Annotated in this window: 15 protein-coding genes; 12 read left to right on the top strand and 3 right to left on the bottom strand. The window is 27.1% G+C overall.

Annotated elements, in window-relative coordinates:
- Positions 1-153 precede the first annotated feature (153 nt).
- Positions 154-2,727 carry a tetratricopeptide repeat protein gene (locus tag HCG70_RS13615; protein ID WP_055291540.1) on the top strand — a complete coding sequence of 858 codons (2,574 nt, stop codon included), beginning with the start codon at positions 154-156 and terminating at the stop codon, positions 2,725-2,727.
- Between the two features lie 391 nt (positions 2,728-3,118).
- Here the strand turns inward: HCG70_RS13615 and HCG70_RS13610 are convergent, their stop codons facing one another.
- Positions 3,119-4,294, bottom strand: a complete 1,176-nt coding sequence (locus HCG70_RS13610) for a cation diffusion facilitator family transporter (RefSeq protein WP_042397550.1) — start codon at positions 4,292-4,294, stop codon at positions 3,119-3,121.
- 486 nt (positions 4,295-4,780) lie between these two features.
- Between HCG70_RS13610 and HCG70_RS13605 the strand changes: the two genes are divergently transcribed.
- Positions 4,781-6,076, top strand: a complete 1,296-nt coding sequence (locus HCG70_RS13605; protein WP_221697878.1) for a M18 family aminopeptidase — start codon at positions 4,781-4,783, stop codon at positions 6,074-6,076.
- A gap of 523 nt (positions 6,077-6,599) precedes the next feature.
- On the opposite strand, the gene HCG70_RS13600 is transcribed toward HCG70_RS13605, so the two are convergent.
- Both HCG70_RS13600 and HCG70_RS13595 read right to left on the bottom strand, forming a co-directional pair.
- Positions 6,600-7,079, bottom strand: a complete 480-nt coding sequence (locus HCG70_RS13600; RefSeq protein ID WP_055291542.1) for a prepilin-type N-terminal cleavage/methylation domain-containing protein — start codon at positions 7,077-7,079, stop codon at positions 6,600-6,602.
- Positions 7,080-8,150: 1,071 nt separating this feature from the next.
- Positions 8,151-8,822, bottom strand: a complete 672-nt coding sequence (locus HCG70_RS13595) for a helix-turn-helix transcriptional regulator (protein WP_042397544.1) — start codon at positions 8,820-8,822, stop codon at positions 8,151-8,153.
- A 661-nt stretch (positions 8,823-9,483) separates the two neighbouring features.
- On the opposite strand from HCG70_RS13595, the gene HCG70_RS13590 reads away from it, so the two are divergent.
- From HCG70_RS13590 to HCG70_RS13545, 10 genes are all read left to right on the top strand, one after another.
- Complete coding sequence (locus HCG70_RS13590) at positions 9,484-11,397, top strand: nucleoside-diphosphate sugar epimerase/dehydratase (protein WP_196048896.1); 1,914 nt, start codon at positions 9,484-9,486, stop codon at positions 11,395-11,397.
- Positions 11,398-11,501: 104 nt separating this feature from the next.
- Positions 11,502-12,611: a DegT/DnrJ/EryC1/StrS aminotransferase family protein gene (locus HCG70_RS13585; RefSeq protein WP_260457831.1), complete on the top strand. Its 1,110-nt coding sequence runs from the start codon at positions 11,502-11,504 to the stop codon at positions 12,609-12,611.
- Between the two features lie 85 nt (positions 12,612-12,696).
- Positions 12,697-13,293: a sugar transferase gene (locus tag HCG70_RS13580; RefSeq protein WP_042397535.1), complete on the top strand. Its 597-nt coding sequence runs from the start codon at positions 12,697-12,699 to the stop codon at positions 13,291-13,293.
- Between the two features lie 113 nt (positions 13,294-13,406).
- A complete protein-coding gene (locus HCG70_RS13575; RefSeq protein ID WP_196048894.1) occupies positions 13,407-14,141 on the top strand; it encodes a YveK family protein in 735 nt (244 codons plus the stop codon).
- On the top strand, positions 14,092-14,781 hold the full coding sequence (locus tag HCG70_RS13570) for a CpsD/CapB family tyrosine-protein kinase (RefSeq protein WP_196048893.1): 690 nt from the start codon (positions 14,092-14,094) through the stop codon (positions 14,779-14,781). The genes HCG70_RS13575 and HCG70_RS13570 overlap by 50 nt, the downstream gene beginning before the upstream one ends.
- A gap of 19 nt (positions 14,782-14,800) precedes the next feature.
- A complete protein-coding gene (locus HCG70_RS13565) occupies positions 14,801-15,490 on the top strand; it encodes an acetyltransferase (protein ID WP_196048892.1) in 690 nt (229 codons plus the stop codon).
- Positions 15,459-16,616, top strand: a complete 1,158-nt coding sequence (locus HCG70_RS13560) for a glycosyltransferase family 4 protein (RefSeq protein ID WP_196048891.1) — start codon at positions 15,459-15,461, stop codon at positions 16,614-16,616. The genes HCG70_RS13565 and HCG70_RS13560 overlap by 32 nt, the downstream gene beginning before the upstream one ends.
- 20 nt (positions 16,617-16,636) lie before the next feature.
- The gene (locus HCG70_RS13555; RefSeq protein WP_196048890.1) at positions 16,637-17,743 is read left to right on the top strand and encodes a glycosyltransferase; all 1,107 of its coding nucleotides are present in this window, start codon (positions 16,637-16,639) and stop codon (positions 17,741-17,743) included.
- Between the two features lie 16 nt (positions 17,744-17,759).
- Positions 17,760-19,001, top strand: coding sequence for a hypothetical protein (locus HCG70_RS13550; RefSeq protein ID WP_196048889.1), 1,242 nt, complete (start codon positions 17,760-17,762; stop codon positions 18,999-19,001).
- Positions 18,995-20,080 (top strand): glycosyltransferase family 4 protein, encoded by a 1,086-nt coding sequence (locus HCG70_RS13545; RefSeq protein ID WP_196048888.1) that lies wholly within the window; start codon positions 18,995-18,997, stop codon positions 20,078-20,080. Before HCG70_RS13550 ends, HCG70_RS13545 begins: the two co-directional genes overlap by 7 nt.
- The last annotated feature ends 18 nt before the right edge of the window (positions 20,081-20,098 follow it).

The raw sequence follows: 20,098 nt of genomic DNA, 5'->3' as shown, positions 1-20,098 counted from the left end.
GTCTTGGATACAAGACACCGTTAGAAGCATTTAACGAAGAACAAGCTAAGTGTTGCACTTAGCTTGACAATTCGTCTTATTAAAAAAATACTACTAATAAACCTATTAACCATATAATAAACTATTAGTAGGAGTAATAACATTGGAGGATATATGGACAAAATCTTTAATTATGATTTTCTAAAGTTAGAGTTTAGAGATATATATGAAGATTTAAATGAATTAAAGGGACAAACTAGTCCAGAGATGATAAATAAAGATGTAGATGCTGTAATTGATGATATTATTTATTATATATGTAAACAAAATAATATATTATATGATGAAAATGTAGGATGGTTAAAAAGGTTAGATATATTGAAAGAGATGGATGTTATTCCAAATGAAATATTACAAAAAATAATATTATGGAGTAAAAAGGCTAAAAGTAATGAACACGATTATGAAAATGATCAAGAGCTTATTGAAATGAAGCTATTATATGAAGTGCTTGTCTGGTTTGTAATTAATTATGGTAACGAGAATTATTCTTTATTTATAAGTGATTTATTTGAATCAGAAAAAGAAATATTTAAGAAATATCTAAAAAAAGACAAGGGTGATTTAGAAAGTAAGAAAAAAATAGAAAGTAATATTTTAGAGAAAACAGAGGCAGAAGAGGTCTCACAGGAATTAGTTGAGTCTGGAGAAAAATATTATTTTGGAAGAGGGGTAAAGAGAGATTATAAAACTGCATATAAATATTTTCTAGATGCAGCAAAAATGAATGATGAATATGCTGAAAGTTATTTAGGATTATTTTATGATAGAGGAATTGGAATACCTAGAAATTATGAAATGGCATATCAATGGTATTATAAAGCTGCTAGTAAAGGTAATGCTTTTGCACAATATTCTATAGGGGTATTATATTCTGAAGGTAATGGAGTGCCAAAAGATTATTATAAGGCTTTTATTTGGTTCCAAAAAAGTGCTGAAAATGATTATTCTGCTGCATATTATCAACTTGGAAGATGTTACTACAATGGGTTTGGTGTAGAAAAGGATGTAGATAGTGCATTTAAATGGCATAAAAAAGCTGCTGAAAATAATTTTCCAGCATCACAGTATGCATTATCCTTAATGTATAAGAATGGAGAAGGGTGTGAGGAAAACTTAGTTAGTGCTTATTATTGGATTGAAAGAGCTGCTGAAAATGATTATGAAGATGCATATTATATTGTTGGAAGATCATATTTAGAGGGGATATATCTAGAACCAGATTATAAGAAAGCATTTCACTATTTATCTAAAGGATATCTAGCATTAGATACTAATTGTATAGAATCATTAGCAGAAATGTATTTAAAGGGATTATATGTTAAAAAGGATGTTTATACTGCTTTAGAGCTTTATAATAAGGCTATAGAATTTGGAGATAAAAGTATTTATTTTAAAATTGGTAAAGTATATGAGGAGCAAGGATTAATTAATCAAGCTATTAGTGCATATGAAGAAGGACATGAAGAGGGAAATTTAAAATGCACTCAAAGGCTTGGAATAATGTATTACAATGGTGATGGTGTTGAAAAGGACTTAGAAAAGGCAATAGAATATGTTAGTATTGCAGCTGCTAAAAAGGAGCCACATGCTATGTATGTACTTGCAGTTGCATACTTAAGATTAAATAAATTTGGAGATAAAACAACTGACATAGTTAAGAAATTATTAAAAGAAGCATATGAATTAAATTCACCATATGCAGCAGATTATTTAGCTTCAATTATGATTAATGAATTAAATGAAGGTAAAGAAGTTAATAGAGCAGAGTTAGTTAAATATATTAGATTTGGAGTAGAAAATGACCTTAAGGAATCAATCTTTAAGTTTGGTTATATATATGAAAAAGGAATAGGTGTATTACAAGATTATGAGGAAGCCTATAGTTATTACAATATTGCAGCAGAGAGGAATTGTATTAAGGCAATGATTAAGCTTGGAGATTGGTATAAGAAAGGAATTTTTCTATCAAGAAATATAGATTTAGCTATTAAATGGTATGAAAAGGCTGCTAATAAAAATGGAATTGAAGGAATCGAAAATCTTATACAAATATATGAAAGGGGAATAGGTGGGAGAAGAAGTGATATTAAAGCAATTTATTATGTATTTAAATTAATAGATTTGGATGCCTTAAAGGGAAAAGAAAGACTTGTATATTACTGCTTCAAAGGAATAGGTGTTGAAGAAAATAAGGAAAAGGGATATGAATTAATAAATGAAATTGAAGAAATAGATAAAGGTACTGCAAATTTCATTAGGGGGTATTTAGCTGAAAATAATCTAATTGAAATGAATAGTGATGAAATAATAAATTTATATCAAGAAGGAATAGAACTTGGAAATCTAGAGTGCTATGGACAGCTTGCAAATTATTTATATAAAAATAATTTATATAACAACCCTAAATATGAAGAAGTCTTTAATATTGCAATGGAGGGAGAAGCTTTAGGCGTTAGTAAATGTGAGTATGTAATTTTAAAGGAAAAGCTTAAAGAATACGAAGAGAGTAAAATAGTTACTATAGAGGAATTAATCGTTTTAAGGAAATTAAGTAAGCTTATTAATAAAGGAATATATGAAGTAATTAATGATTTAATTAAATGGTATTCTGAAAGAAAACCTGAAGATAAACTTTTATATTATCAATTATTAGAAGATAAAATTTATTATAATTTGAAGGAGTAAACTTAATATAATTGGAATGTCAAATTTATTATATACACTCCTTTGAGTTAAATTTAGAATATCAATTAAAGTATTATTATTTAAAAATAAAAAATAAAAAATAAATGGAGAAATCCAATGGTAGACTTCTCCATTTATTTTTTGAGGAATTTATAATTTAATCAATATGAATAAATTATAATAATTTATGCTTATATGAAATATATGTAACAAAAATATATTTTAGTACATTATTATAAGCAAATATGGTATCTGTCGTAATTAAATAACAGCGAATAATAATTCAGCATAAATAATATTTTCAAAGTTTTATTAACTGCATGATTAAATTATAGCATGTAATAAAGGAATTTTATATTGTAATAAAATACAAAAAAACATAAAATTTATGCTATAGAGCTAAATCAATAGTGATAACGCAACGGTATTCAGGGGCTTCTTTTTTAATGTCAGTCTCTATTTTAGATAATAATTTAGTATGAGATTCTGCATGTGTAAGCTTTGTTGGACACACTTCAATATCAAATACAAGATTCTTTTTATCATGATCACCTACAACTCTGAAATCATGAAAAGATTTTACTTCATCATATTTAAGAAGTATTTTTTCAACCATTTGTCTAGCTTCTCTTATTTCTTCAGTATCAACACAAATAGGATCCATATGAATTACTAAATAAATATTTAGTTTTTTAGAAATTTCCCTTTCAGCAGCATCTATAATATCATGAATTTCCATGATATCAATGTTACTAGGAATTTCAGCATGGATTGAAGCCATAATTCTTCCAGGGCCGTAATTATGAACAATTAAATCATGAATTCCAGTGATATTATCATAAGACATAACCATATCTGTAATATTACTTACTAAAACAGGGTCTGGTGGTTCTCCTAAAAGTGGACTAAGTGTTTCCTTAATAAGAGAAAATCCTGAATAAACTATAGCTAAAGCAACGATTATACCGATATATCCATCAATAGGAAGTGTTGTAAACTTTGAAATTAAAAAAGAAATAACAACAGTACTTGAAGTGAAAACATCGCCCATAGCATCAGTTGCAGTTGCTTTTAAAGTAGATGAATTTATTTTATTACCTATAGATTTATTAAATTTAGATAACCAGAATTTAAAGCCAATTGAAATAAGTAATAATAAAAATGGTATCATTTCAAAGGTTACTGGAGTAGGGTTAACTATCTTTTGAAATGAAGTTTTTACAAATTGTAATCCTACAAGCATAACCATAAATGAAACTATCATTGCAGTTATATATTCGATACGTCCATGACCAAATGGATGCTCAGCATCAGCTGGTTTATTTGCCATTTTAAAACCTATAATAGTTATTATTGAAGAAGCTGCATCAGATAAATTATTAAATGCATCAGCTAAAATTGAAACTGAGTTAGAAAGTAAGCCAACAGATAACTTAATTAAAAAAAGAAGTGAGTTGGTAATTATTCCAATAATCCCAGCAAGATTAGCGTAAGATTCTCTAACTTTAACATCTGATACATTTTCAGAGTTTTTAACAAATCTTTTTACTAAAAAATTTGATAACATAAGAATCCTCCCATATTTATTTTTTATTAATATATAATAAAGTATTTATTTTTATGAAACATATTATTTCCATTTATGCGTCTTATTATATTATGCTAATTTAATCTAGTATAAAAGTCAACTATAGAGAATTACAAGTTTGAAGAATGACAAGCAGTATGAGTGAGAAGTTAAATGAATTTATTAAGATGTTAAATAGTACTATATAGTTCTGTTATATCAAAATGTTGTTAGGATAGTATGTAGAACTGTTATACCAAAATGTTGTTGGAATAGTATATAAATTTGTTATAACAAAATATTGTTATATAGTTAGTTTTATTTAATAAATTTCCAAATTTTAATTTGTTCAAATAGAATTACTAATATTAACAAAAATGAATGGAGAGTTTCCTAAAATGAAAATTCATATTTTTAAATGAGTTGAGAAAAAATAGCAAATGAAGTATAGTAAAATATATACAACAAGTAAAGGAGCAAATGACTATGGAAAAGAATCTAGCATTAGAATTAATAGACTTCTTATATGATAGCCCAAGTGCTTGTCATGGAGTTAAGGCTACTCAAAAAATATTAGATGCAAATGGATTTATAGAAATAAAAGAAGAAGACAAGTGGAACTTACAACCAAAAGGTAAATATTATGTTGTGAAAAATGATTCAGCATTAATTGCTTTTGAAGTAGGTACTGGAGATATAGAAGAAACTGGACTAAGACTTATTGGAGCACATACAGATGTACCAGGATTTAGAATAAAACCAAATCCACAAATGATAAGTGAAGGTAAATATGTTAAGTTAAATACTGAAGTTTATGGAGGACCAATACTTCATACTTGGTATGATAGACCTTTAGGAATAGCAGGTAAGGTTGCATTAAAAGGAGCTTCTCCATTAAAACCAGAAATAAGATTAGTTAACATTAATAAGCCATTATTAATAATTCCAAGCTTAGCAATTCACATGAATAGAGAAGTTAATGATGGATATAAAATCAACAGACAAGTTGATACATTACCTTTATTAGGACTTATAAATGATAAATTAGAAAAAGAAGATTACTTAATGAATATTCTTGCTAATGAACTACAAGTTAATAAAGAGGATATACTAAACTTTGAACTTGGATTATATGAATATGAAAAAGGATCATTAATAGGAATGAATGAAGAACTTATTTCTTCAGGAAGATTTGATGATTTATGGATGGTATTTGCTGGAGTTAAGGCATTAGTTGATAGCAGAGAAAATGCTGCAACTAAGGTTATGATTTGCATAGATAATGAAGAAATAGGAAGCTTAACAGCTGAAGGTGCTAACTCAACATTATTAAATAATATATTAGAAAGAATTACACTTGGATTAGGAAAAGACAGAGAAGGATATTATAGAACTTTAGCTAAATCTATAATGATATCAGCTGATTTAGCACATGCTGTTCATCCTAACTTAGGAGATAAGCATGATCCTACAAATAGACCAGTTCTTGAAGGTGGTCCAGTATTAAAGATAGCTGCATCAGGAAGCTATAGTACTGATAGCTTTAATGGAGCTGTATTTGCTAGTGTTTGTGAAGCTGCAGGAGTTCCATTCCAAAAGTTTGTTAATAGATCAGATGTTAGAGGTGGAACTACAATAGGTCCTGTAACATCAGCAAACTTAACTATTCCTGTAATTGATATGGGAGCACCAGTGCTTGGAATGCACTCAATAAGAGAATTAGCAAGTGTTAAGGATAACTATTATACTGTTAAAGCATTTACAGAATTCTTTAGTTTATAATTTATGATATAAATATATTTTAAGTTAGCTGTGTCAAATCTACAATGCATATTAAAAAAATTAATGTTGCAGTAGATTAGACACAGCTTTTGTATTCTTTAGAAAACTGTACTTCTTAAAGCGTTATTGATAATTTTAAGAAGTATTGATAATTTTTTTTAGTAGCAGAAATTTATATTCTGCGAAATAAATTCTTTTATAAAAATTAGTTTATAAATTGATATATGTATTAGTCCATTTAAAATTATAATATTACATTAATGATTATTATATAAGTTACTGTTTAGATTTTATAATATATGTTGAATAAATTATTAGTGTTTTTAATAATTGTTTATTAAATTAATTTGTTATTTTGCACAAAGATTGAGGAGTTGTGCAATATTACAAAACTTAATTTATTGTAAAATTTGTATCATAAATAAATGATATTTTTTGTGTATAAGATTTAATAGTTTTAATAGGCTCAATTTAGTACCAATAGTACTTTTGATTAAATTCTCTTAAAGTTATATTTATATTTTTAAGGTTCAACAGGAGGTGTAGGTGTATTAGATGACCCGATGGATATAGGATTACCAATTACTGACCCATCCTTATAAATAGATATAGTATTGTCATCATTTATAGTAAAATCGTGAGATTCAGTATCTATAATCAATTTACATTCAGTTACAGAAGCATTACCTAAATTTTTTAAAGTGCCAGCTTCTAATGGTAAATTAGTACCTTCAAATTTAGAACCTATATCAGTTTCTTTAAGTTTACCTTTATGTTTAACAGACTCATAAGCAGTAACAATAGATTTAGCTTCATTTAAAATACCAACCTTTTTAGCTTCAGTAAGATAATTTCCGAACCTTGGAATAAATGCAGCAGCAAGAATTGCAATAATGGCCATAACAGCAACAAGTTCAACTAAAGTAAATCCATCATTTTTATCCTTTCTTTTAAGTTTAAAGAATTTTTTTAGCTTTTCTAAATTAAAATTATATTTTATCATTTAGTCACTCCTATAAAATAAATTTCTTAACTCTAGGCCTAGTTAAGTCTTTACGAAGTCTTACCTAGAATAGAAAAATATATACAAACCTAAACAAAAATTTTAACTTTTTGTGAAAAGTTCTAAAAAATATGAATAAATTAAGCCTAAAACGGATAAAACAATAATAAGAGATGACAAAGAATAAAATTTATTAATATTAAATAAGCATTCTGCTAAGAGTTTATAAAATATTGAAATAGAAGTTAATGATAATATGTTTGTTATGCATTACTACTGTTTTTTAAATTTTATATAGTGTTATCTCTTTGGAGGATTTTGAACTATTAATTCAAGGATAGGTATAGTGTATCTTTATTTTATAATATTGAGAAAATATCGATTTCTTGGATATAAAGTATATTGTAAAGAAAAGCTTTATAAAGGAATATGATGGTTCAAGAGGTATTTTAATATTACTGAAAATAATATTAAGCATAATTTCGGATATTTTCATTTAAACATACTGCAATTAGAATGATAAAGAAATTTATCAGGAGATAACAAAATTATGTATAATACACTTGAAAACAAATCATAGAGGGTAAAGGACTATCTTTTAATATAGAAATAATAGTTTCAAAATCCTTTTATATTTAAAAATATAAAGTATAGTATGAACTATATATTAATTTATAAAAATATAATTTGGAGAATAATAAAAATCATATAATAATTGTAGTAAATATAAAAATAGAAAATAGATAATAGATAATGAACAATGGCGAGTAGATGGCAGAAAAATAAAAACAGAGAATTAAGAGAAAAATAAAAGAATAGAATTAAGAAATGATAAAGAGTTAAAAATGATAAAGATAAAAGTAATAAAAAATAATAAAAAAAGAAGTGATAAAAGATGACGTAATAAAAAATAAGTAGTGATAAAACTACCCGAAAGACTTATCACTACTTATTTATATAAAAATATGCAAACGCTAATTTAAAGTTTAAAGGAAGCACCTTTAAGTTTATGTAAGAACACTTAATTAGTTTTTATTAATTTATATGCGTGTTCTTAATAAAAAATGTCACTTATAAAAATAATGGTTTAGCAATTAACCCAGATTCATAAGCATAAATAATTGCTTGAGTTCTATCTTTAACATTAATCTTAATAAATATATTACTTATATGTTTCTTAACAGTATTTTCACTAATATTAAGATTTTTAGCTATCTCAAAGTTACTTAATCCATTTGACAATTGAGAAAGTATTTCTAACTCTCTTCTTGTAAGTGGAGTACCTAAATTATTTTTGCTTGTAATTGTAGCGGCAGGCTCATCTTCAACAAGTCTATACAATAATTCACGATCATAAAATTTAGTTCCAGTTGAAATCTTATGTAAAGCATAACTGATGTCTTCTTGAGCAAACGTTCCTAACATATATCCATCAACATTTAACTTTGACACTTTAAAGAACATGTCCTTACTTTCGTTAAAATCTATGATTAATAGTTTTAATTTAGAATAATTGTCTTTAATAGCTAGAATATTATCTATTATTTTTAAATCTTCTTTAAATAATGTGATTATTAAAATTGTATCTTCAGTATCATTTAGGCTTGTGTTTTCTGTAGAATCTAATGTTTTAAAGCAATCTTCTATAGAAGTAAAGCCAGTGATATCTTCATACTTATTTCTTAATATCGCTTTAATACCTTCATGAATGACTGGATATCTACATAAAATAGAAATTTTCATCTTATCCCCCTTTTCATATATAAAGTAATTACTACTAAAATTATATTCTAAAAAAATGTAAAAGTCTATTAATAATTACATTAAATGTTAAAAATTATACTAAGAAGTATTGATAACGATTTCTCTAATTACTACTAAGTAGTAATTAGATGCTATAGATTTTATAATCCAAAAGTATAATTATGAAATGAATAATCATTGGCATAATTAAATTTTTATTAAAACTATATCAAGTTAAGTATTATTTTTGAGAGTAATACAAGGGTAATAAAGAATTAGTATTGTAGTATTATCTATAAAATATTATTAAAAATATATTTGATAAATATTGGTAATAAATTAAAGAGTTTATAAATAGAATAATTACGGTATCTAAAATTAAAATGCAAATTTTGTTGATTAAATGATAATTAAGTAGAAAATAATTCAAAGGAATAACAATAAAATAACTTAAAGTAATTATTTAATAATAATATAGCTAATTAATACAATAAGTAATAAATGTTAATTATATACAGTGTGCAACTAATAGATTATTTACTGGAAAAGGATGTAAAATATATAATTTATTATAACAAATATGTAGTGAGTTGACGGTGTGTTAATACTTATAGGTAATTCAAAGTAAAGTATTTAAATAATCAAAAAGGGGGGAAGGACAATGCTTAAAACTACAGTTATAAATTTAAGTAAAAAGAGCAAAAGAGTAATACTACTACTAAGTGATATAGCAGTTATAATTTTATCTTATTATCTAGTTATGTTGTTTCAGTATGCATCCCATACAGAAATAATAGAAACATTTATAAAACTACCATTAGTAGTATTTATATACGTAGTATCATTAATAATTTTTAAAATGTACAGCTGTATATGGTTAAATGCTGGGGTATTTGAGTTTAAACAAACAGTAATATCAACAATAATTTCATGTATTATAACAACAGTGGTTATGATGATTATTCCAAATGGAATATCAGTTTTAACTAATATTTTAGCGGGTATATTAATAGCAGGAATGATTACAGCTTTAAGAATGTCGCTAAAAGTAATAACTAGGGCTTTTATTTACACAGTTTCGGAAAAAATAGATGGTAAATATAAAGTATTAATAATAGGGGCAGGAGATTGTGCTTCAGCAATAATGAATGAAATAAGAAAAGAAAAAAGTTCTGAATATAATATCGTAGGTATTATAGATGATAATAAGAGCAAGATAAATAGTTATTTAAATGGGGTAAAGATTCTTGGAGATAGAGATGCTATTTCTGAAATAGTTGAAAGAGAAAATATAGATGTAATACTTTTTGCAATTGCCAAAATAGATGGGGAAGAAAAATCTAAAATATTAGATATATGTAGTAATACAAAAGCAAAGGTAAAAGTAATACCAGGATATTATCAATTATTAGAAGAAGGAATTTCTTTTAATAAGATGAGAGATGTTGATTTAAAAGACTTAATTGGTAGAGAAGAAGTAAAGCTAGATAAACAAGGAATAGAAGAATATATAAAGGATAAAGTAGTCTTAGTAACTGGTGGTGGAGGGTCTATAGGATCAGAGTTATGTAGACAAATTGCAAAATTTAATCCGAAGTTACTTTTGATATTAGATATTTACGAAAACAATGTTTATGATATACAAAACGAATTATCTTATAATGAGCCAAAATTAAATAAGAAGGTAATAATAGCATCGGTAAGAGATAAATACAGATTAAATCAGATAATAAGTGCATATAGACCATCGATAATATTTCATGCAGCAGCACATAAGCATGTACCATTAATGGAAGATAATCCAGGAGAAGCAATAAAAAATAATGTATTAGGTACATTAAATATGGCTGAACTTGCAAGCCAATATAAAGTAGAAAAGTTTGTTTTAATTTCTACAGATAAAGCAGTAAATCCTACTAATGTAATGGGAGCTTCAAAGAGACTTTGTGAAATGATAGTACAAGCTGTTAATAATGAAAGAGGAAATAAAACAGATTTTGTTGCAGTTAGATTTGGTAATGTGCTTGGAAGTAATGGGTCAGTAATTCCTTTGTTTAAAAGGCAAATTAAAAGTGGTGGACCTGTAACATTAACTCATAGGGATATAACAAGATATTTTATGTTAATACCAGAAGCAGCACAACTTGTGCTTCAAGCTGGAGCATATGCAAAGGGTGGGGAAATCTTTGTTTTAGATATGGGCAAGGCTGTGAAAATATATGATTTAGCAGAAAATTTAATTAGACTTTCAGGATATAAACCCAATGAAGATATAAAAATTAAAATAACAGGCTTAAGACCAGGAGAAAAACTATATGAAGAATTATTAATGAATAATGATGAGTTAAGAAAAACTGCTCACAATAAGATATTTATTGATAAGCCAGAAACTATTTCATTAATTAAGCTAAGAAAACAAATTGATGATTTAATGTTTGTAACAAAATTGGGTAATAAAAATATGTTAATTGATAAGCTAAAAGAAATAGTACCAACATATTATTCACCAGATTTTTATAATAAGAAAAAAGTAGTACAAGAGGTTGCAGCTACAACATTGGGAGGAAAAGAGTAATGGAAGTATTAAAGGAGAGAGAAAGTTTACAAAAGAAAGAAGCTGAACGTATAGAAGTAACAAAGCAAAAAGAAAATAAAAGAATATACTTAGCTTCACCACATATGGGAGGCCTTGAAGAAAGCTTTATAAAAGAAGCATTTGATACAAACTGGATTGCTCCGCTTGGACCTAATGTAAATAACTTTGAAAAAGAGGTTGCAGAGTACGTAGGAATAAAGGATGCAGCGGCATTAATATCAGGAACTTCAGCAATACATTTAGCAATTAAGCTATTGGGTATAAAAGAAGGCGATACAGTATTTTGTTCAGATCTAACATTTGCAGCAAGCTGTAATCCAATAATGTATGAAAAAGCAACACCAGTATTTATAGATTCAGAATACGATAGTTTTAATATGTCTCCTATAGCATTAAAAAAAGCATTTGAATGTTATGAGAAAAAGGGAATTTTGCCAAAAGCAGTTATAGTAGTTCATCTTTATGGACAAGCTGCAAATATGGATGAAATAATGGATATTTGTAATAAATACAATGTTCCAGTAATAGAAGATGCAGCAGAATCACTTGGTGCAACATATAAAGGACAACAAACAGGGACATTTGGAAAGTATGGAATTTATTCATTTAATGGAAACAAAATAATAACTACATCAGGCGGAGGAATGTTAGTTTCTAATGATGATGAAGCAATAAAAAAAGCGAGGTTTTGGTCAACTCAATCAAGAGATAATGCAAGATATTATAAACATACAGAGCTTGGATATAACTATAGAATGAGCAATATAGTAGCTGGAATAGGAAGAGGACAAATAAGGATTTTAAATGAGAGAATAGCTCAAAAGAAGTATATTTATGAAAAATATAAAGAGGCATTTAAGGATATTCCAGATATAGAAATGGCTAATATATGTGATTATGGTAAGCCTAACTATTGGCTAAGTGTTGCAACAATTAATATAGAATCAAAAGTTAAGCCAATTGATATAATTCTAAAGTTAGAAGAAAACAATATAGAATCAAGACATGTGTGGAAGCCAATGCATATGCAGCCTTATTATGAAAAATACGATTTCTTTAGTAGCTTTAGTTATCATGGCATTAGTGTTTCTGAAGATATATTTAATAGGGGGATATGCTTACCTTCAGATACAAAAATGAGCGAAGAAGAAATTAATAGAGTTATTGAAATTATAAAAGAGCTATTTGTTTAAAGAAAAAATAAATTAGATAAAAATAAAAGGCAAATTAAATAAAAAGAGAATTAAATAAAAAGGTAAGAGAAAAGGGAAGGATAATATGTTTATAAAAAGACTACTTGATATTGTAATATCAGCAACTGCTTTAATTCTTTTGTCACCATTTATGCTAATAATTTATTTATTAGTAAGAATAAACTTAGGTGGTCCTGCTTTTTTCTTGCAAGAGAGAGTAGGTAAGGATAATAAGATTTTTAAGATGATAAAGTTTAGGACAATGAAAAATTCTACTGATAAGGATGGGAACTTATTAAGTGATAACGAGAGGTTAACTAAGTTTGGAAGATTCTTAAGAAGCTTTAGTATTGATGAATTACCAGAGCTAATTAATATTTTAAAAGGTGATATGAGCTTGGTAGGTCCAAGGGCATTATTAGTTCAATATCTTGAACATTATAATAGTGAACAAATAAGAAGACATGAAGTACTTCCAGGACTTACAGGATGGGCACAAATTAATGGAAGGAACTCTATTACATGGTGTGAAAAATTTAAACTTGATGTTTGGTATGTAGATAATTGGTCGTTATGGTTAGATATTAAAATCTTCTTTTTAACTTTTTGGAAGGTATTTAAGAGAGAAGGAATTAATCAAAGTGAAACTGTAACTATGGAGTATTTTAATGGAACAAATTAATTTAACTTAATTGATAGCAAATCAGGGTAAATAAAGAATAGTTGATGAATTAACTGCTAGAGATAAATGGGGAAATTTATTTATAGATAGGAACTTAGGATAGGAGGATTAAGATGGAAGATAAATTATTTGATTTTGAAGAGCTGTGGTATTTATTCAAAAGAAGGTTTTGGATAATCATAGTTATTCCGGTTTTAATGACTAGTTTAGCTTTATATAAGGTATCAAAGCTTAAACCAAGTTATAGTGCAAGTGCAAAGGTATTTATGGGGAATAGTAATGATATGCTAGATATTTATTCACAAGATGAGCTAAGTTATTATTCACAATTTATAACTATATTTAGTGAAATATCAAAAATTGATGGATTTTTAGATGATACTTTAAAGAAAAATAAAATAGATAAAACATCACTAGAGGTTGCTTCTTCTTTAAGTTTCTCATCTTCAGAAAACACCCCAATAGTTAATATTTATTACTCAAGTTATACAGATGAACAAATGGAAGAAACATTAAATGCGGTTTGTGATGAGCTTATAGACAAAGTAAAGGAAATAATGCCAGGAACCAATCCAACAGTTTTAAGTGAAGCAAGAGTTTCAACAATATATCCTAATAAGACAAAGCTTCCTATGATAGCTTTTGCAGCAGGAATAATTATATCAATAGGATTAATTTTAGTTTTGGATTATTTAGATAGTAGGATAATGTCTAAAAAGCAATTAGAGAAAGTTATACCAGTTGCTGTTTTAGGAAGTATACCAATGTCTGAAAGAGAATTTAGAAAGGAGAATAAAAATGTTTATAACGAAAAAAATGCCCAAGTCACTGTCAGCGGAAGCTTATAGAAGCTTAAGAACTAGTATAAAGTTCTCTTCAGTAGATAGACCTATAAAAACATTAGTAGTAACTAGCTCAATAATGGGTGAAGGGAAATCTACTGTGGCAGGAAATATAGCAAATATATTAAGTCAAGATGGAGCAAGAGTTCTAATGATTGATTGTGATTTAAGAAAGCCTTCTATGCATTATAACTTTTTTGTAACTAATGGTGAAGGTTTGACAGATCTATTAGTTGGTAATAGTGATTTAAAAAGTGTTATGAAAAAGGTTGATGATTCTCTTTTCTTAATAACTGCAGGAACTGTTCCGCCTAATCCTTCAGAAATTTTAGGATCTCATGGAATGGAAAAACTATTAGAAGAGTTATCAGTTAATTTCGATTATATAATTTTAGACACACCTCCTGTACTTCCTGTAACGGATGCATTGCTTTTATCAGCAAAGGCAGATGGAACCCTTATAGTTGTTAAATCTAGAGTTACTAAGGAAAAGATGGTTAAAGAAACTTATGACAAGCTTATTGATGTAAGGGCAAATGTTATTGGAACTGTATTAAATGCTTGTGATAAGTCTATTGATAATAAATATTATGGATATTATGGTGATTTTAAAAAGAGTAAGAATAAAAAGTTTAAGATAAAGTAAAAAGAGAAGGGTTGCAAAGATGAAGAATATAGTGATCATAGGAGCAGGTGGAGTAGGGAGAGAAGTTTCATTAATAATTCAACAAATAAATGAATTAGAGCCAACTTGGAATCTGTTAGGATTCATTGATGATAACACTGATAACTGGGGAAAAGTTATTAATGGGTATTCAGTAATTGGTGGAATAGATTCTTTAGAATTCTTATCTAATGATACGTATATTGTTATTGCCATAGCAAATTATGAAGTTAAAAAGAAGATAGTAAATAAGGTGAATAATAAATTTAAATTTGCAACTATAGTACATCCAAAGGTTTGGATACATGATTATATGACTGTGGGACAAGGAACAATAATTTATGAAGGTGCAATCCTTACTGCAAATATTGAAATAGGAAATCATGTAATTATAAGTCCTAAGTGTGGAGTTGGGCATGATTCAATTATTAAAGATTATGTTTCATTATTATGGAATGTTAATGTTTCAGGAAATGACCTTATTGAAGAGGGCGTAATGATGGGATCAGGTTCTACTGTTATTCAAGGTAAAAAAATAGGTAAGGGATCAATAATAGGAGCTGGAGCAGTAGTAGTAAATGATATTGAATCTTTTAGTACAGCTGTTGGAGTTCCAGCAAAGGTTATTAAGAGTGATAAAAGTAAGAGGGGGAATAGTTTTGAAGAGGGTATTGTATGTAACAACTGTTAGCAGGACTATTAATGCTTTTTTAATACCTCATATTGAGATGCTTTTAGAAAATGGATATGAGGTTCATTGTGCTTGTTCTATAGATAAGCCAGTTGATGAAGAACTTTTAAATAAGGGAGTGAAGGTTTTTGAGGTGCCTTTTTCTAGAAATCCTCTTGGTATTGGAAATATTAAGGCTTTTGAGAAGCTTAATGAGCTTCAAAGACTTTATAGTTATGACATAGTACATGTTCACACTCCTATTGCTTCTATTTATGGCAGGCTATTAAAAATTAATTATGATAATATAAAAACTATTTATACTGCTCATGGATATCACTTTTTAAAAGGTGGATCTAAATTAGGCTGGTTATTATATTATCCTATTGAAAAAGCTATGGCTAAGTTAAGTGATGTAATTATTAATATTAATTCTGAGGATTATGAAATTACTAAAAATAAGCTTAAACCTAAGAAGTGTTACTTTATTAATGGAGTTGGTATTGATTTAAAAAAGTATAAAAAGTTAAGTGAAAATAACATTGCTTCTATTAAGGAAAGTTTAGGATTAAAGGCTAATGATTTCGTTATATTAATGATTGCCGAGTTAAATAAAAATAAGAATCATATGCAAATTATTAATGCAATGGAGATATTGAAGGATAGGTATCCTAATATAAAACTGCTTTGTGCTGGAGATGGTAAGTATATTACTTATCTAAGTGATCAAATAGTTTCAAAAGATTTACAAAATAACATATTTATGTTAGGATATAGGCAAGATGTAAATAAATTGATAAATATCTCAGATATTGGAATTTTGATGTCATATAGAGAAGGATTACCTAGAAATTTAATGGAGTTTATGGCATGTGGAAGAAAGGTAATTGCTACTAATATTAGAGGATGCAGAGACATTGTTTGTAATGAAAGTGTTGGTACTTTAGTTGAGGTTGGTGATGCGAAGGCAACAGCTGATGCTATTGAGCAGTATTATCTTGCAGGGGATAGAAGTTTTACTGTTTCTGATGAGATTAGTAAATATGATATTAGAAATGTTAATAGTGAATTGTACAGTATTTATGAGGATATTGAATTAGAGATTAATGGTGAGAAGGGATTAGCTTCTTATGCTACTAATAGGTAAAGATAATAGGAGAAAATATTATGGATAAGGTGTTACATGTTTTGCCAATGAATAAGATGAGTGGTGCAGAAAGAATGGCATTATTGATATGTAAAAATATGAAGGAATATAAGCCAGTTGTAGTTTGTGGTGGTGAAAGTTTATCAAAGATATTTAGTGAAAATGAAATAAAAAGTTATAATATGAAATTTTCAACTAAAAATATATTAGGAAGTACAAGTACTCTAAACAAGATTATAAAAAGAGAAAATATAAAAATTGTACATGCTCATGATAATACAGCATCTCTAATTTCATATTTGGCTAAGAAGTTATTTAAATTAGATGTAAAAATAATATCTCATATCCATAATTGTTATCCGTTTTTAAAAGGAAATGGAGTTAATAAAAAAATAGATAAATATTTAAGAAATAAATATGATTTCAATATTACATGTGGAAAAACTGTAACAGATTTTTATAAAGAAAATACTGATTATTTTAATGAGAATAAGAACTTAACATTATCTAATGCAATGGATATAGATTATATAACTAATGTTGATAAAAGGGATATTGAAAAAGTAATAAAAAAGTATAAGATACCTACTAATAAAAAGGTGTTGGGTTTTATTGGAAGGCTAGATGAACAAAAAGGAATAATTCCTTTTATAAAGGAATTAGCAATGTATAAAGATGAGTTTAGTGATTCTGTAATTCTTTTAGTTGGAAATGGTTCGCAGGAAGAGGAAGTTAAGGCTTTAATTAAGGAACTGAAATTAGAGGAAATGTTTATTTTAACTGGATTCCAAGGTAAGGTTAATGTGTTTTATCCAATCATTGATGTTTTCTTTTTACCATCTTTGTATGAAGGATTACCGATGGTTTTATTGGAGGCAATGGCATTTAAAAAAGCTGTTATTAGTATGAATGTTGGAAGTATTAGCGAAGTAATACTAAACGAAGAAACAGGAATTTTAATAGATAAAGGTAATTATAATATGTTTATTAATGAATTAATAAGACTAAAAAACAATGATACTCTTAGGGATAGAATATGTTTAGGAGGATTTGATTATATAAATAAAAATTATAATATAGATAGTTATGAAAATAATGTAACTAAATTATATAAGCAATTAAGTTAGAGTTGGAGAGTAACTTATGAGAATTTTTCTACCACTTTTATTATTAGAAGCATTTATTAATGTAGTATTTAATGAACAAATAAATAGAGAAACATTTGCAGTAGTTTATATATTAATTAACTCACTTGCTCTAATTGGGTGGTTTGTTAAGAAATCTAAAAATAAAACTATATTTATGATTTTAACTTTCGGACTTTTAATTAGATTAGCAGCATTATGGTATGATCAGTCAGTAGCATTGCTTCCATTTAATACTGCAGATGCATATAAGTTTCATGAGTTAGCAGTTGAGACAGCAGAAGCACTTCCAGATGTTTTACTAGAGCATTTTACTGGATTTTACTCACAGGTTTTAGGTGTAGTTTATTACTTTTTTGGGCCTTATAGATTTTTTGGACAATATTTAAATGTAGCTTTTGTAGTTTTAGCAGCCACAAAACTTATTGATATAGCAGAATTATTAAAGATAAAAGATAAAAATACAATACTAATGATTTTTTTATGGTTATTTATGCCTATTCCTTTTTTAATGGGATATGCCTTAATAAGGGAAGGAAGTATGTATTACTTAATTGTACTAGGTGTATATCATTTTCTTAAATGGTTTGAGAAATACAATCCTATATATATTGTTTTGACTATATTACCTATATATATAGCTTCGCTTTATCATGAAGGAGCATTATACATATTGCCAGCAATGCTTTATGCATTTCTATTTTATGATAAAAAGAGAGAAAAAATTAACTTTAACTTTATAAATATTATGTTTTTAATTGTAGCAGTAATTGGTGCAATAATTATAGTTACTCAAAATGCAGATAGCTTTTTAGATAAAACAAATGCGGAAACAGGTGGAGGATCAACATATTTAGCAGCGCTAGAAATAAATAGTCCACTTCAATTTATTATGTATGCTCCAATTAAGGGATTTTATTTACTATATTCTCCTATGCCTTGGCTTATAAGAGGAGGACTAGATATACCAACATTTGTATTTGATACATGTTTATGGGGGTATGCTACTTATAATATATTAAGAAATTTTAGAAAAATTGATACTAAATATAAAATGCTATTTTTAGCTATTTTGGTAGCTGGAATGGTTTATGGAATGGGAACTCACAATACTGGTACAGCAATGAGGCATAGAAATAAGTTTATGTCATTAATGCTTATATCTTATATAGGAGTAAAAGATAAATATATAGATTCCAAAAAAGAACAAGAAAAAGTTGGGGGAGAGCTAGTATGTTAAATATTTGTTTCTTAAGTGGGGATATGTCTAGAACTGGCGGTACCGAAAGAGTACTTTCTATAATAGCAAATGAACTTTCAAAACAAAAGAATAAGTTTAATATTCATATATTAAGTATTACTAATGAAAATAATACTAGTTATTTTAACTTAGAGAATGAAATAAAGAATGATAGGATTTTAAAGAGTAAAGATGTTAACTTTAAGAAACAATATTTTCAAGTAGTAAAAGGAATAAGACATTATATCAAAGAAAATAATATAGATATTTTAATAGATGTAGAAGTTATTGCTAGTTTATTTTCAATTCCAGCAACAAGATTTACAAAAACAAAGTTAATTTCTTGGGAGCATTTTAATTTCTATGAGGATAATGGATCACATTTAAGAATTTATGCAAGGAAATTAGCAGCTAGATTTTCAAATTGTATAATAACCCTTACTGAGCATGATAAACAAAATTATTTAAATAACTTAGATATAAAAGGGAAAGTTGAATATATATATAACCCTATTGAAGAAGTTGATGATATGGAATGTAATATAAAATCTAAGCAAATTATAAGTGTAGGACGATTAACTTATCAAAAAGGATTTGATATGCTTTGTGATGTTGCTAAAGTGGTACTAAAAGATAATAAAGGCTGGAAATGGCTTATATTAGGTGATGGTGAAGATAAAGACAAGCTTAGAAGTAAAATAAAGGAATATGGGTTAGAAAATAAGCTTATATTAAAGGGAAATGTATCTAACGTTGAAGAGTATTATAAAAATAGTAGCTTATATGTTATGACATCAAGGTTTGAAGGATTGCCAATGACTTTACTTGAAGCAAAAACTTATAAGTTGCCTATTGTTAGTTTTAATTGTTTAACTGGTCCATCAGAGATAGTAAAAAATAATGTAAATGGATATTTGATTAATCCTGAAAATGTTGAAGCAATGTCTAATAAGCTTAACATATTAATGAATGATGAGAATAAGATAAAGGAATTTAGTAATAATGCTCAAATCGATATTGAAAAGTTTAAATTGAAACCAATAATTGAGAGATGGGAAAAGGTATTGATAAGCCTATAAAAGTTATTAGGAGAATTG

Source organism: Clostridium sp. K04 (assembly GCF_019734375.1).
In the GTDB taxonomy this organism is placed as follows: Bacteria; Bacillota; Clostridia; order Clostridiales; family Clostridiaceae; genus Clostridium; species Clostridium saudiense.
The sequence above is the reverse complement of the archived record's forward strand: the minus strand, read 5'-3'. Positions and strand labels throughout refer to the sequence as shown.

Bases quoted from the DNA above. Each gene is read 5' to 3' on its own strand.
- HCG70_RS13550 (WP_196048889.1), top strand. From the start codon at position 17,760: ATGAGAATTTTTCTACCACTTTTATTATTAGAAGCATTTATTAATGTA.
- HCG70_RS13600 (WP_055291542.1), bottom strand. From the start codon at position 7,079: ATGATAAAATATAATTTTAATTTAGAAAAGCTAAAAAAATTCTTTAAA.
- HCG70_RS13590 (WP_196048896.1), top strand. From the start codon at position 9,484: ATGCTTAAAACTACAGTTATAAATTTAAGTAAAAAGAGCAAAAGAGTA.
- HCG70_RS13585 (WP_260457831.1), top strand. From the start codon at position 11,502: ATGGGAGGCCTTGAAGAAAGCTTTATAAAAGAAGCATTTGATACAAAC.
- HCG70_RS13580 (WP_042397535.1), top strand. From the start codon at position 12,697: ATGTTTATAAAAAGACTACTTGATATTGTAATATCAGCAACTGCTTTA.
- HCG70_RS13545 (WP_196048888.1), top strand. From the start codon at position 18,995: ATGTTAAATATTTGTTTCTTAAGTGGGGATATGTCTAGAACTGGCGGT.
- HCG70_RS13575 (WP_196048894.1), top strand. From the start codon at position 13,407: ATGGAAGATAAATTATTTGATTTTGAAGAGCTGTGGTATTTATTCAAA.
- HCG70_RS13605 (WP_221697878.1), top strand. From the start codon at position 4,781: ATGGAAAAGAATCTAGCATTAGAATTAATAGACTTCTTATATGATAGC.
- HCG70_RS13555 (WP_196048890.1), top strand. From the start codon at position 16,637: ATGGATAAGGTGTTACATGTTTTGCCAATGAATAAGATGAGTGGTGCA.
- HCG70_RS13570 (WP_196048893.1), top strand. From the start codon at position 14,092: ATGTTTATAACGAAAAAAATGCCCAAGTCACTGTCAGCGGAAGCTTAT.
- HCG70_RS13565 (WP_196048892.1), top strand. From the start codon at position 14,801: ATGAAGAATATAGTGATCATAGGAGCAGGTGGAGTAGGGAGAGAAGTT.
- HCG70_RS13610 (WP_042397550.1), bottom strand. From the start codon at position 4,294: ATGTTATCAAATTTTTTAGTAAAAAGATTTGTTAAAAACTCTGAAAAT.
- HCG70_RS13615 (WP_055291540.1), top strand. From the start codon at position 154: ATGGACAAAATCTTTAATTATGATTTTCTAAAGTTAGAGTTTAGAGAT.
- HCG70_RS13595 (WP_042397544.1), bottom strand. From the start codon at position 8,822: ATGAAAATTTCTATTTTATGTAGATATCCAGTCATTCATGAAGGTATT.